The 16,116-nt window shown below is 70.5% G+C and carries 1 protein-coding gene; it reads right to left on the minus strand.

Annotation, left to right across the window (positions count from 1 at the left end):
- Window positions 1-16,084, minus strand: a 16,084-nt coding sequence (locus tag ACT6XY_RS06750; protein ID WP_444747569.1) for a beta strand repeat-containing protein, incomplete at its 3' end; no start/stop codon positions are given.
- Window positions 16,085-16,116: the final 32 nt, after the last annotated feature.

A 16,116-nucleotide genomic window follows, 5' to 3' on the forward strand; every position in this document is an offset into this window, starting at 1 on the left:
ACCCGGCGCCGCCGCCGGAACCACCGGTCAGGTAGAAGCCGTAGTCGGTATTGACGCCGGCCTGGCCGCTGCTGCCGTCGTTGCCGTCCGCCCCATCAGCGCCATCCGCGCCGTCGCTGCCGTCCTGGCCCGATGCGCCGGCAGCTCCGGTCCAGTTCGCATCGCCGTCGTCGACACCACGGGCGCCGCCCTGACCTGAGTTGCCGGAGGCCGTCGCGGCCGGCAGGACCGCCGTCCCTGCGGCACCGCCCGCATTGCCGCCGACGGTGGAGTTCGATCCAGGTCGCGACAGCGGCACGACCGCGGGACTAAGGCCGCCGACATCGACACGCCACGGCTCCCCGGACGTGCTGTCCACCATGAAGTAGGTGCCGGTTCCGGACCAGTAGCCACCGGTGCCGCCGGCGTATCCACCATCGATGGAATTGCCGGATTTCGCCAGGCCCACGGCTCCAGTGCCGCCATAGCCGCCGCCTGCGCCGGCGTTCTGCTGGGCCGCGGAGGCGTTGATCACCACACCCGTTCCGAGGGTAATGTCGTTGGTGGCCGTCATCGACAGCGACACAGCCCCGATCTTGGTCAGGTCGATCACCGTGTTCCGGGCGATGACGAGATTGCCCTTGAACACGACCCGGTCGGAGAGGACGGCATTCTGGTTGCCGTTGACGGTGAAGTCCCAGGTGTTGCCGGCCGCGATGAAATCGGTGCGGTTGGTGATGGTCTTGTCCGTCGTGCCGTTGCCGTCGAGGTCGACGGTGAGCACGGCGCCGGAGAACCAGCGGTCGTACATCCACGACGACATCTGCATCGGCGTGATGGATGTCGAACCGCTGGCGAGCGACAGCGTGTAGACGGGGATGACGGCGGCCCGGGTTTCGCTGACGACCGCGGAGACGAGGGTCGCGCCGACCTCGTCGACGATGACCCCTGCCGAGGCCGACCAGGTCACCTTCTTGGCCGCGGCGAAGGCGGCGTCGAAGGTCACCATGCGCTGGGTGGCGTCGACGGCGAAGGTCTGCTGGACCGTGGCGCCGCTCGCGGTGGTCACCGTGAAGGTGATCGTGCCGGAGCCGCTCGCCATCGACAGCGTCGCGCGGTCGAGGCGGAAGATGTCGCCCGCCGTGCCCGTCGTCGCCATTTCGAGGCTGGTGACGTCGCCGGGCGCACGGGCCTCCAGGCCGAGGGCGCCGGCAGCCGCCCGCTTGAGGCCGAGCGCCGAGCTGGTCGAGAAGCGAAGGGCATCCTCGGTATGGACGGCGACGCCCTCGGTGAGGCCGTTGAAGGAGGCGATCCGCCGGATCATGTTCCCATAGGCGTCGTATTCGGCCGTCGGCTGGCCATACTGGTCGAAGTCCGTCGCCGGATTGATCTGCCGGATGATGGCGGGATCGCCGGTCAGGTCGACCCGGTCGCCGGCGATGCGGCCGGTGATGCCGTCGCCATCGGCGCTGAGCGTCAGGCGGTCGTCGCCGCTGGTGCCGCCGATGATCCGCACCACCTCTGCCCCGCCCGGCTTCAGGACCGTCACCTTGGTGCCGACGACACCGTTCGTCACCGGGGCGGCGAAGACCGTCTGGCCATCGTAGAACCAGGCCGTAGCGAGGCTGTTGCCGGCGTTGTCGACGATCAGGGTCTCGGTAATCGTGGTCTTGAGGTTGCTGTACAGCGCCGCCGTGCCGGCATCCGGGCGGCCGGCGATCTTCACCTCGACGACGTCGTCGCCCTCGCCGCCGAAGAGATAGGTCGGGCCGCCGACGGAGGTCACCTTGATGCGGTCGTCGCTGACCCCGCCGTCGACGGTCAGCGCCAGCGTCCGCAACCGCCCGGCCCCGGCCGAATTGGTGTCCACCGTCACCGTGTCGTTGCCGGTGCCGAGCAGCAGGTCGAGCTTCTCGATGCCGTCGAGATCGAGCCCGGAGCCGGCCAGCAGACCCTGCAGGACGACCTTGCCGGCCGCCGTTCCATCCTTCACGGTGATGTCGAAGGCGGCGGTCGAGGTCGTGCGGTCGACGATCACCCGGTCCTCGTTGCCCAGGTCACCCTGGATCGTCAGCGGATAGGCCCCGATGGCACCGAGCGCGATCGTGTCGTCGCCCGCCCCGCCCTTGATCGTGACGGCGCCGTTGGTGCCGTCGAGGCGGATCTCGTCGTTGCCACCACCCGCATCGATGTCGAGCGTCCCGACCGTCGCCCTGACCGTGACACGATCCGCCTGGTCGCCCAGAACGAGGCTGGTGCCGGCGACGTTCTCCAGGCGGACGAAGGGGGCGGTGGCGCTGGCAAGACTCGCGGTCACGCGCTGGTCCACGTCGCGGTCCAGGATGACGTCCGACGCCGTACCGGTCGACCGGAGGATCACCTTGTCGTTGCCACCGCCCTTCACGGCGACCGGCGCCCTCAGCGAGGAGAAGACCCAGGCCGGATCGGTGGCGTCGCCGATGGTGATCGTGTCGGCGGCTGAGCCGGCGCGGGCGTCGATCGTGGTTTCGACGGCCGCCGCGGTGACGGAGACGTCGGTCGCGCCCTTGCCGAGAAGAACCGTGACGCTGGCGATGTCGGAGAAGACGACGCCGTTTTCGAGCGGCTTGTCGCCACCGAGCCCGAGGCCCGTGATGAGATTGCCGGACGAGCCACCGACGCGACCCGCCTTGTCGCCGGTGTTGGCGGCAGTGTCGCCGCTGTCGTCGATCACCAGCGTGTTCGTGCCGCCACCGGCCGATATGTCGACGAGGCGCGCGACGGCCCCGACGCCAACATTGCCGCCGACGATGATGCGGTCGTCACCGCTGCCGAGCGTCAGGCTCGTCACCGCCGACGTGCCGGTGATCCGCTGCGTGCCGCCGGTGGTCTTGCCGGTGAGGATGGCGAGTTTTTCGACCCCCTGGTAGCCGATGGACGCCTGCAGCGGCAGCGACAGGCCCGTCAGGCGGCTGGCCGAGAGCTCGAGGCTGCCGGACGCGATGGTGCCGGAATCATCGACGGTGACGGTGTCCGCGCCCTCGCCACCATCGATGTCCACGGAGCCTGCGAGCGCGCTGAGGACGCTCGTCGACTGGGACGTCGCCGTCGGAGCGGAACCGATGCGGATGTCGTCGTCTCCGGCGCCCGCCCGGATCGACAGGGCCAGCCCCGCGGCGAGTTTGCGCACGGTGATGGTATCGTTCTCGCCGCCGCCGTTGAGGTCGAGGCGCGAGGCGCTGACGTCGCCGGCAATGTCGAGGACGCCGCCCTGGCCCGTGTCCTTCGAGCCGACGTCCACGCCGAGCGTCGCCACCCCGCCCGCGACGATCGAGGCGCCCGCCACGAGTGTAATGTTGTCGCCGGCGGACAGGGAAACCGCGCCGGACGCGGCGCGCACCTGCGTTTGTGCCGTGAACCGGATGTCCTGCCCGTTGGCGCTGTCGTCGAGGGTCGCGACCTGGACGTCGCCGGTCTCCGCGCTCACCACGCCGAGTTGCAGGGCGCCCGTCCGGTTGACGATATCGACGCCGCCGCTGTTGGTCCTGGCGGTGACGGTCCGGCTCGTCTCGCTGCCGAGAGCGGCGAGGCCTAGGAAGATGCCGTCGGCAGCCGTTGCCGTGACGGCCTCGGACCGGACCTCCAGGCGGCGCTGGCCGGTGCCGACCGTTCCGTCGGTCGAGGACAGGATGACCTTGTCGAAGACGATGTGGCTCGGCGATGTGGCGGCGCCGGTGATGGCCCCGGCCGCCTTGATGGACGCCAGGCGATCCGTGTTCGTCGTGGCGACGAGGCCGATCTCCACGTCGCCGAGATCGCTGAGATAGATGTCCGTCGAGGCCGACGCATTGAGCAGGCGGGCATCCGTGACGAGAGGCGTCGACGAGCGGCCGATGCCGGCGCCCGACGCCGTCATCGTCACGGTGTCGGCACGCAGCACCTGCGTGTTGCCGGCGGCGAGAATGTCGCCGCGGCTGGCCGTGACGGTGATCGAGCCCTCGGGCGCCGCGACCGTGCCCATGAACGTGATGTTCGCCGCGTAGCCGAATCCGCCCGGAATGCTCTGGATGACGACCTTGGTCTTGGGCGTCACGGTGCCGTTGGAGAACTGGAAACCGCTGGTATCGCCCGCCGACCGGGAGATCCGCGCGTCGACCGAGGCGGCATCCGTCGTCGTGACGATATCCTGGATCGTGAGCGCCCGGGTCGACCGATTGGTGATCGTGACCGTCTCGAAGCCGTTCAACGTGTTGAAGACCGGGGCACCCTTCAGGACGCTGGTGCCCTGGATCGGCTGGAACGTCAGCGAACCGTCCACCTTCGCGGCGGTCACGGGGGTCTGGCCCGCATTGAAGGCCGCCGTCCCTGAGACGCCGGACGAGGCGATGAGGTTGGGGATGACGATCTGGCCCGCGCTGACCGCGACGTCCGCCACCCGCCCGCCGTCGGGCCGCGTGACGACGCCGTTGGAATCGATCTGGATGTTCGGGTCGTTGACGCCGCCCGCCAGGTGAACGGTCGAGGAGAAGTCGATCAGCCGGTCGAGCGAGATCGCGGGCGCGGCCGTGCGGTCGCCGGTGTCCCCGAGGCCGCCGTCCTGCTTGGCGTCGGCGACGAAGGCGGTGGTGATGGTCGAGGCCGCGTCGACCTGGAGGCGGCCGGTGCGGATGACGGAGCCGGCCTCCGCATCCACCTCGGAGACCAGCCGCGTCGTGTTGCGCGCCACCGAATCCGTATCGCCGATGCCGCCGAACAGGTCGGCGTCGGAAACGGCCCGGGTTTCAACCGTGCCGAAACCGGAATTGAGCGAGACCGTCGCACCCTCGATCCGCGCCCCGCGGTCGAGGTGGACGAGGGAGACGGAGGTCCTGTCGCTGTAGGCCTTGGTGCGCCCGCTGCCGAAGCCGGCCGGCGCATTGGCGGCGACGTCGACCACGGCGAGCGCGTCGGTATTGGCGGCGAGAGCGATGCCGTCGGCCTCCGCCTCCGCCTTGAGGCTCAGGTTGACCAGGGTGGACAGCGCCACCTCGCCCGCCGCGGCGCGCACCAGCGCATCCTCGGCGACGCTGACGGCCGTCATGTCGCTGTGGTTGACGCGCGCCTTGGTGTCGGCGCCGCCGACCAGCGTCAGGCCGTCTGTCTCGCCATCCGCCTCGAGCTTGTGCGTGCCCTTGGCAGTCAGGCGCACCGCGCCCGCAAGGGCGGTGAGGGCAGCCGCCTTGCCGATGTCGACGAGGGTGGAATCGGCGGAGGCGATCTTCGGCTCCGCCCAGGATCCTGCGATGAGGCCCGCGGTACCGCCCGCGGCCGAGACCTTCATCCTGTTGCTGGTGACCGCTTCGGCCGTCAGCGACGTCCCGGCGGTAAGCACCGCCTCTTTCCCGATCACGACACGCGTGTCGCTGACGATCGTGCCGACGCCCGAACCGACGACCAGCGCGCCGACGCCGACCGCACCCACGAGCGCAGACAGTGACCCGTCGATGGTCGAGGAAGCCCGGGCCTCGATGGCGCCGGTGGCGACCACATCGGCCTTGTCGCCGATCGACACGCGTGTGACGGGCTTGACCGTGAGCGACACCTTGAAGACCTGGCCCGCCAGCAGGCCGCCGCTCGCCGCGACGCCCGACAGGGTCGCCTCGATGGTCTGGGTCGCCGTGATCTTGACGCTGCCGGCGCGCACCGTTGCGGTGCCGACGCTGGCCGACGCGTTCGTGGCGACCGTCACGTCGAGGCTGACGCCGCCGACCGCGACGACGCCGAGGGCGGCGCCCGCCACGCTGATGTCGGTGATGTGGCTCTGCGCCGCCGCGCGCAGTTCGAACAGGCCGGTCGTGTAGACGGAGGCGCCGTTGCCGAGCCGGGCATCGGCGGAGCCACCCACGGCGATGTCGACCACCGCGGCGGACGCCCCGAGCACACCGCCGCCGACAGCGATGGCGGTGGGCACGGTCACCAGACCGGAGGCGGTCGGTCGGATCGCGCTGTTGCGCTGGGCCGCCACCGTGACGGTGCCGCTGGCCCTGTTGTCGTCGGTCGCCAGCGACGTGCCGGCACCGAGCCCGGCGTTCGACGACACGGTCTGGCGGCTCGACACGACGGCGGCGCCGAGGCCGACGGCGCCCGCGCCCAGAGCGCCGACGGACTGGCGCGCCGTGGCATCGACCATCGACGTGACGGAGACGGCCCCGATGTTCCTGAGGCTGGCGCCGGTGCCCTCGACCCAGTCGGTGTCGGCGCCGGCGAAGTTGGGCGACGCGCCGAGATAGGCCCGTGCCGAGGAGGTGTCGCGCACGACGCTCACCGAGGCCCCGAGGCCCACATAGAGGCCGCCGCCGGCCGCCACCGCCGTGCTGGTGATCGACGAGGTCGTGCCGGCATCGATCACGAGGCCCAGGCGATCGGCCGTGGAGAGACCGGACAGGCTCGCCCCGGATGCCACATAGGCCGAGGCGTCGGCATCGACGGTGGCGAGGCTAAGGCCCGCGCCGACGCCGCCCAGGCCACCGAAGCCGCCCGCAAGGCCGGCGATGTCGAGGTCGGTCACCTGCCGTGCGGTCACGGCGACGTCCTTCGCCACGACGACCGCCCCGCCGTGAACGGCAGCGACCGTGCCCGCGGTCGCCGCGACCTGCGGCGGGCCGCGATGTGCCTGGGCGAGGCGATAGGCCTCGACCTCGCCCTCGTAGCGCTCGAAGCGGTGCCCCGACCCGATCAATCCGGCGGTGCCGATGTCGATTCCCGCCGCGTCCTCGCGACGGGCCTCGTCGAGGGTGCGGGCCAGCTTGATCTTGGCCGAGCCGTCGCTGCCGGTGGCGGTGACGATGGCGTAGTAGGTCTCGCCGTCGGCGAGACCCTGAACCGGAGCGGCCCCGTCCTGCCGGTAGATCAGCCGCGTGCCGGTCTTCAGGCCCGCCGCGTCGGCGACGGTGATCTCGTCCGTGGCGACGTTGACGGCGGCGGCGCCGAAAGCACCCAGGGGCGGACGACCGGTCGACCCGGCGAGCGTCTGCTGCTCGATCCGTCCCGAGGCGCCGGTCTGACCGACATTGGCGCGCACCGCGCGGTCCACCTCGGCCGCATTGCGGGCGAAGACGTGGCTGGTGCCCGTCATCGTCGACGACGACAGGTCGATGGCCCGGCCAGCCTGCGCATCCGCCTTGGAGGCCGCGAGCTTGACCAGCTTGGGACCCGAGGGATTGGCGGGATCGGCGGGAACGACGATCGCGTAGTAGGTGGCCCCCGAGACCAGGCCCCCCACCGGCGCGCCGCCGTTCGCCAGGTAGGTCAGCTGGTCGCCGGTCTTCAGCCCGTTCGCACCGTCGAACGTCACGGTGTCCCCGGTGGCGTTCACGCCGGAAGCGCCGAACGTGCCGAGGGCCGGCTCGCCGTCGGTGGCCGCCCGTTGACCGAGCGTCGACATGAGGGTGGACACCGCGCCCCCGGCAAGAGCCGCCGCACCCTGGGTGGCGTTGTCGCTGCCGCCGCTCGCGTCATAGGAATCGTTGAAGTCACTGCCGAGGGTGAAGACGCTCACCGAGGCGCCGAAGCCGCCCTTGCCGCCTGCCCCGACGCCGATCGCATAGCCTTCGGCGTCCCAATCGCTCCACGCGTTGACCAGCACGTCGTCGCGGGCCCTGACCTGGCTCGCGCCCTCGATCGAGGCCCCCACATTGTTACTGAGGAAGCCGAGGTTGATGCCGCCCGCCAGACCGGCGGTTCCGCCGATGCCGACGCCGCCGGCGAGCGAGAACGCGTCCGCCCGGTTGGTGGCCACGACGGCGACGCTCTGTGCCGCGTTGACGGCGGGCACGGTCCCGTTGATCGCCGAGGGGCCCGAGACATTGACCGCCGCACCCGGCCCGATGCGCGCGAAGGTGTCGGAGTCGACGTCCACGAAGGTCAGCGACAGCGCACCGCCGGCCGTTCCGCCGGCACCGACCGCCCCGGCGATCGCCGTGACGTCCTCGCTGGACGTGGCGACCACACCGACGCCCCGCAGCTTGCGGGAGGCGCCGCCCGCCGTGTCGGAGGGGATCGTCAGTTCGGCAGCGTAGGGGTTTGTCTGGGCATCGAATGCGGCATTGTCTGCGCGCGCGAACACGTCGGCGGCGCCGTCGATGAACGCCAGCGTCGACTTGCGAAGGCTGACGAGGGAGAGCGTACCGCCGACGCCACCGGTCGCGCCGGCCGCCACGTTGCCCGCCGCGGTAACGACAGAGGTGTCGTCCTGCGCGTTGACGAGAATGTTGCCGCCGCTCTCGGCGCGGGCCTGGTTGGTGATCCGGGCGCTGGTGGTCGTATCGACCGTGACGACGGCGAAGGACCCGCCGCCGCCGAAGGTCTTGCCCCCGGCGATGCCGGCGGCCACGGCGACGATGTCGGTGTCGGCCACGGCCGAGACGGTGATGTCGTTGCGGGCGAAGACCCGTGCGGCGTCGGTGACGAGCGCGGACGTGGTTCCCTTCAGCGCGACGACGCCGACGCCGATCGCGCCGCTGGCCGTTGCGCCGCCGGAAAGGCCGGCACCCACGGTCACGGCGTCGTACTGACGCGAGGCGCTGACGCGCACGTCCTGGTGCCCGGCCGTGGCGGCGACCGGCTCGAGGCGATGGGTGCCCGCTGCCCCGGGCGCGAGGTCCTTGATGGCGATCAGGCCCGCGGTGCCGGACATCAGTGCATCCTCGCGGGTCAGCGCGAGGGCGATCGTGTCGGCGTTGATCACACGGACATAGTAGGTGCTGCCGGAGGTGAGCCCCCGCAGCGCGGTATCCTCGCTCCGGTAGACCACTGCTTGCCCGTCGACCAGACCATGGTCGGCGAGGGCGATCGTCCGGGCGGCCTCGTCCACCGTCGCGTCCTCGAAGGCCCGGGTCGAGACGTCGTTGATCTTGGCGCCGCCGCGGATTTCGGCCCTCGTGTCGATCGTATGGACGGCGACGCCGCCGGCAACGCCCAGTGACACGGCTCCGGCGCTGACCGCCGCACCGGCGCCGGCGGCCACGACGGTGGTCGTGCTGATCGCCGAGACGTTGACGCCCCGGAATTCCTCGGCGCCTGCGACCTTGCTGCGCTCGCCGACGACGGCACTCGATTCCGCGCCATCCAGATCGATGGTCGGGCCGGCGGTCTTGAGCTTCGGCAGGAGCGTGTGCCCGGAGGCGCGGGAGGCATCCCGGTCCTTCAGTGCGATGGTTTTCGAGACGTCCGACGACAGCGCATTCGCCCGCGAGGTGGCCAGCGCGATGGTATCGGCGTCGACAACCCGGACGAAGTACCGGGCGCCTGCCTTGAGGCCGCCGAGGGCCGTGTCACCGGTCGTGTAGACGACCTCCTGGCCATTGGAAAAGCCGTGGTCCTTGATCTTGATCGTCGACGCAGTCAGGTCCGCATCGCCGAAGACCCTGGCGTCTGAGGTCCCGGTGGCGACGCGGCGCAGCGTGCTGGTGTCGGTCGCCTTCACCCGGCCGCCGTCGAGCCCCAGCGCAATGGCCGTGCCCGCGAGCGCGTCGTCGCGCGTTGCGGCGAGCTTGAACGCGGTGTCGCTCACGCGGATGACGAAGTACCGCTTCTCCGTCGTCAGGCCGGAGAGGGCGTTGTCGGAGAGATAGACGACCTCGTCGCCGGTCGAGAGAAGATGGCCGGCCTTGGTGATCGTGTCGGCATTGACGGCCGAGGCCGCGAACTTCAGCGGCGCGTCGAAGGCCGTGCTCCTGGCCCCGACACCGGAGAGGCCGGCGGCCGTCACCGTCGCATCCTTGTCGATGAAGCTCTCGGTGGTCTTGTCGATCACACTGAAGACCAGCGGGATGCTCGCGGCGCCCTTGCCGGAGATGGCCGCATTGACCGATGCCGTCGTCGCGTCCAGGTCATCCTCGGCGGCGACGGAGATGCTCCCCTCCGTATCGACCTGGGCCTCGGATCCGATGAAGGCGCGCGTGGTCAGCTTCAGGGCCGAGATGCCGGCGGAGGCCCCCACCGCCGTCTGGCTGGCCGCGGCGAGCGCCGCCGAGACGCCCACCGTCTCGAAGCTTCCGGTGGCATCGACGATGACGGGACTCTTGGCGTCGATGCGGGCCTTGCCGCCGATGGACGCCTCGACCGTTCGCGTGAGGACGCCGACGTCGGCACCGAGGCCGACACCGAGCTTCTTCGATCCGGCGAGGGCGCCCGCGACGCCGGTCAGCGCGGTATCGCCGCGGGCGGCGACGAGGACCCCGGCATCGCGCGACGACACGCGCCCGCCGCTGGCCGCGGCGGGTCGGTCGCCAATGCGGGCGGTGACCGTCTCGTTGATGACGCTGAGGGTGGCGGCACCGGCGAAGGCGCCGTTGCTGGCGAGGGCGGCAGCCCCGGCCACCGCGAAGACCTGGACGCGACCCGTCGAGCTGGCCTCGATCCCGACGCCGGCACGCCTGTCGCCCGACAGGGCCGCGAAATCGGAGAGGCCAACCGCCGACACCGTGGCGGCTCCGTCGACGAAGGCCTCGGTCGTGGCGTTGACGACGACCGCCGTGACGGCGCCACCGATGGCGGTGCTGTCGGAGCTCACGCCGAGGCCGCCCGCCGCCACCATGACCGAGCCGTCGTTGACGGCGCGGACCTGGGCGCTGCCCTGCGCCTCGACCTGGGAGGCTGCGCCGGTCACCACGGCGCGGGTCGAGGTGCTCACGTAGTTTGCGGTGATCGACCCTCCGGCGGCGAAGCTCTTGCCACCGGCGGCGCCGATGGCGAGCGCCTGGATCTCGGTCGCCTCCCGGGCGACGACGAAGACGTTGCCGCCGGCCTCGGCGGTCGACTGGTCGATCTTGGCGGTGACCGCGTTGGTGACGACGTTGATCGCGATGGCCGCCCCGACGGCGCCGGCAGTGCCGCCGCCGCGCAGCGACAGGGCCGCGCCGCCGGTCAGGGCGCGCACGAGGGCGTCGTCGCTGGCGGTAAACGAGATGTCGGGCGCCCTGGACGGATCGCCGCTCGCCGCCTTGACGACGGCGCCGTTGATCGCGCCGGCCGTCACGGCATTGTCGACGATGTTCAGGGAGAGCGATGCGCCGATGGCTTTCGCCGACCCGGTCGATCCCCCTGAATCGACGGCCGCGCCGATCGCCGCCGAGACGATCTTGCCGTCGATCAGTTCGGTCGAGTCGTCCGACACGGCCGTGACCGCAACCCCGCCGGACGTGCTCGTCACCCTCGCGTTGTCAACCAGCGCGCTGGTGTTCACCGCGGTCTTGTTGACGGCGAGCGCCGCGCCGATGCCGTTGCCCTTGGCGACGGAGCTCCCGGCCTTGACCCCGAGGCCGCCGGCGATGGTGGTGATGCCGGACAGGTCCTTGGCCGCGGCCGACACCGACCCGGCCGTCACGTCCGCATTGGCGATCCCCGCCCGCACGCCGCCTGCATCTCCGGCCAGCTGCGACTGGGAGTCGATGAAGTTGAGGGACATGGTGAAGCCGAGCGCGGTCGTATCGCTCGCGTTCGCCCCGACGCCCGCCGTGTTGGCCGCCGCGCCGATGCTGTAGCTGTCGATGCGCTGGTCGTTGGCGGCGGCCATGTCGAGGTCGCCGGAGACCGCAAGGGTGGTGCGGCGGCGATCACCGCGAATTTCGGCCTTGGTGCTGGACGACAGCCAGTTCACCGCAATGGCGGCACCGACCGCCATGGCGTTGGTCGAGCCGCCGAGACCACCGGCGATGTTCAGGAGATCGAAGCTGTTCGAGGCGTTGATCTTCGCATCAACGCCCGTGGCGCCGGCCGCCGACCGGATCGCGGCGCCGTCCACATAGGCCGACACGTCGTCGCGCAGCGCATTGGCGGCCACAGACCCGCCAAAGCCCGAGCCGCTGGCGCTGCGGGTGACGCCGACCCCCATGGAGAGGTTGACGACGTCGCCCGCCCGGCGGGCATCGACCAGGAGGTCGCTCACCGCCGCACCGTCGGTCAGGGTGATGGTGAGATCCCTGGCCGGATCGGACGGCTGCGAGGGCAGGGCGGTGCGGTTGGCGATGAAGGCCTGGACGTCGGAGAGGATGACGTTGACCGCGAAGGCGCCTGCCATCGCCGATCCGCCGGTCTGTCCCGAGGTGTAGGTGACGCCTCCCGTCAGGGCCATCACGTCGGTGTCGTTGACGGCCTGCACCGTGACCTTGCCGGCATTGATGGCGCCGGCGGCGTTCACATAGGCGCGGGCCGCCTCGGACGCGATGTAGATGTTGGCCGCGCCGGCATAGCCGGCGCCGCTGGACCGCGGCGTGGTCGTGAATTCCTTCGCCTGGGCGGAACCGTCGTCCAGAAGCGACGAGAGGCTCCCGAACAGGTCCTCGTCGACGTCGTCGGTGAGCGAGGTCTGCGCCGGCGTCTGGCTCGCGGCGGGCGCCTGCGTCGCCGAAGACTTGTTGGCGGGGTTCGCCGACGAGACCTGGCTCTTGTTCTCGGCATCGGTCTTGGCCGTGCCGGACACCACGACGTTGTTGATCGAGCCGCGCAGCCGGGCATCGACCGCGAGCGATCCCGCGGCGATCGACACGGCGCCCGTCGGCGTCGTGCTCGCGTCGGGGGACGCACCGATAAACGACGCCACGTCCCGGTTGTTGTTGATCACCAGCGCCGAGGCGCCGACCGAGGCTCCCTTGCCCCCGGACTGGACGAGGGTGCCGACCACGTTGATCTGCGTTCCCGAGGCGGCCGAGGCGATCGTCACGGCGCCGCCGCCTGCGATCGTCGGGCCCGCCGCCGGCCCGGTCGCGAGACCCGCATAGGTCTCGCTGTCGTTGACCATCACGCCGACGCTGCCCGACACCGTCGACTTGGCGCCGTCGCCGCCCGTCGTGGCGCCGGACTGGACGAGCTGGAGGCGGGTGAGCTTCTCGGTGGCCTTGACGTCGAGCGTGCCGGAGCGCCCCGTCGTGACAGCGGCCGCGCCGGAAATGGTGGCGACTGTCTTGGTGTCGTAGAAGCCGCCGACGAAGGCGCCGCCGACGCCTCCCCCGCCCGTCCGGTTGCCGAGGCTGACGACGTCGCCGCCGGTGATCGCCTTGCCGACGCCCTGTTTGGCCAGGGTGTAGCCGGCCCCGAGATCGACCTTCCAGCGGCCGAGCCCGCCGATGTCGATCAGCTCGCGCAGCGTGCTGGCCTCGACCGCGACGCTCTGGTCGTCGCGCGGCTGGATCGGCACGCCCGCCACGGAGGCGGCGGAGCCGCGCTGGTTGATCCGGGCGCCGTCGTCCACCGACGCGGTAGCCTCGTCGCTGTAGACGAGGACCGAGATGGAGCCCGAATAGCCCACCGAGCCGGCCGCCGCCGTGTTCGCCATCGCGGTGGTCCAGGAGTTCATCAGGCGGCTGTCGAAGCCCCCCGTGCCGTCCAGCAGATCCTTCAGCCCGGAGCCAGGCTTCTCCTTGATGTCCTTAGCATAGTTCGACCAGTAGTCCTTCAGCGGCGTGATGAAGGGATAGGCGGTTTCGGCCTTCACGCTGGTCTTGCCGACGGCGTCGAGATCCGCCGTCCCGGCGATCCGCGCCTCGCTGGCATTGTTGTAGACGGCGACGGAGACCGCCACCGAAGACGGCTTGTCCGCAGCGCTGCCCGTCTGGGCGCCGGTCGGATCGACCGGCTTCGACAGGAAGCTCTTCGAGGTGATCTGCGCCTTCTGCTGGACGTTGGCGATGACGTCGATATCCCCACCCGAAGTCAGGGTGGCGCGGTCGCCCGCCGTGGCGCCCTTACCGACGGTCGCGGAGACCTCGTGGGAGGCGTAGGTCACGGTGACGGCGCCGCCGAGGCTGAGGCCGCCGTTGGTGGGCTTCTGCGCGGTGCCGTTGGTGTTGGTCTTGGCGGTCTTGGCCTTGTCGTCGGTCCGCAGCTCCTTGATGACGTCCAGGACGCCCGACAGCGCTTCCGCACCGACCGCATTGCCGGCGGTGAACGCGCCTTCGAGCGGGTTCGCCTTCGCCCCGATCTCGACCTCCGCCTCGTTGCGGATCTTGCTTTCGAGGATGGCGCGAATGCCGATGCCGACGGTCAGTCCGCCGTCGGTGAAGGTGTGGCGGTTCCCCTTGCCGAGGCCTGTGAGATCGACGGCGGCGATGTCGGTGGGGCTTTCGACGAGCTGGATCCTGTTCGCGTCGAGCCGCACCACGTAATAGACCTGGTTGGTCGTCAGGCCGCCGATCGCGCTGTCCGGCGCGCTGATGGTGCGCGTCGGCGCGAGGGGGTCGCCCGTCTGCTGGACGATCTGGCGCGTGACGGTCGGATCGACGCGATAGATGACCTGGTCACCCGACTGGAAACCGTGGGCGGCGATGGTGATCTCGTCCTTGGTGCCATTCACGGCCGTCTTGGCGACGAAGTTGGTGACGTCTTTGACGAAGGAGAGCTGATGCTGGCCGCCCGCGGCAGGGACCGAGAGGTCGACCGTGTTGCCGGTGGTGGCGTCCACGAGCTTGAAGCGATCGGCGTCCACCACCTGGACCCGATAGGCGCCGCCGACCTCGAGCCCGCCGATGGTCGCCTCGTCCGTCGAGTTGACCAGGCTGTAATAGACGGTGGTCGGCTTCGCAGGATCTGTCGAGAAGCCGTGACCCTTCAGGATGATCGCATCGGTGACGGCATCGACCCCCATGAGCGTGAGGTCGGCGACCTTCGGCTTGAGGGTGAAGCTGTGGGATCCCGTGCCGATGGCGCCGATGTCCACCAGCGTTCCGCCCGCGGCACGGAGCTGGAAGGTGTCGGCACTTCCCGCCACGACGACATAGGAGGTTCCGGCCGTGAGGCCGCCGATGGCGGTGGCCGTCGTCGCGTAGGTGACGACGTCGCCGGTCCGGAAGCCGTGACCGGCGGCGGTGAGGGTGTCGGCGGCGATGTCGACCGCCACGTCGGTGGCTGGGACCGTCGTGACGACGGGCGCCCGTGTGGACGTGAAGACGTGGTTCCCGATGGCGCCGGCCCCGCTCATCTCGACAAGGGCGCCGGACTGGTCCTTCAGGGCGAAGCGGAGATCATCCACCACGGAAACCGTGTAGACGGCCCCGTTCGTCAGGCCGCTGATCGCGCCCGACCCCTCGGCATCGTAGCGAACCTCGTCGCCGTCGGTGAAACCGTGGCCCTGATCCACCCGGATGGTCGCGGGGTTGCTGCCAGCCTTCGGCTCGACCGCCTGGAGCGTCGCAACGCGCGCGTCTGTGGTGGAAAGCGAATGGACCGAGGTGGCACCGACTGCGTCGGCGGTGAGGTCGATGGGGGCCGCGGTGGTGAGCTGGAACCGGTCCTGGTCGACGACGCGGATGTAGTACCACGACCCGTCGGTCAGCCCGACGATCGCCCGCTTCTGCACGGTGTTGAAGTTGATCTCCGGCTCGACGGCCGCCGTGTAGAGGACCTTCTGGCCGTTGACGTAGCCATGGTCCTTGAGGGTGATGATATCGGTGGCGATATCGACGGCCGTCGCGCTCTCGGCCTTGACGAACTTCTTCCCGCCGCTGGTTCCGCTGGTGCTGGCGCCGGCCGACACGGAGCCGTCGATGCTCGTCGTCACCCTGGCCTTGTCGATCACCACCGAGGCGGCGACGGCTCCGGTGACGTCCTTGTCGCCGGACACGGACGACTTCGCCTCGTTCGCGGTCGTTCCCTTGGCGATGATGTTGACGTTGCCCGTCTTCGACGTGATGGCGGTCGTTGCGCCCGCCGTGACGCTGGCGTCGTAGTCGAGGAAGGTGACAAGCAGGGAGGTCGACTTGGCGTTGTTGTCGTCGGTGACGTTGTCCGCCGCGACCGTGCCCTGCTGGGTGCCCATCGCCTTGGCCTTGGCGCTCCCCTTGATGGCGACGTCGCCGGTGGCGTTGATCTGCACGTCGTTGACGGCGGTGATGGAGGTCGAACCCTCGAGGGTCGCGGCCACCGTCGACCGTGCTGTTCCGGCCGCACCGGCGAACTGGACCCCGTTGATGAGCTGGCCGTCCCCGGCGGTGTAGGTCTTGCCCTTGACGTCGACGCCCGTCTTGCCCACGGGGGTGGCGATGGCGACCGGACGCGCGCCCGTCTTCGTCTCGGCCGCGACGGTCACCGAACCGGAACTGTCGATCGCGGTATCGGCGAGGCGGATGACCGCCTCGGTTTCGCGCACGACCACGGAGGCACTGACGCCGCCGAGGCCTGCGAGCT

It is taken from the genome of Phreatobacter sp. (assembly GCF_052440005.1).
In the GTDB taxonomy this organism is placed as follows: Bacteria; Pseudomonadota; Alphaproteobacteria; order Rhizobiales; family Phreatobacteraceae; genus Phreatobacter.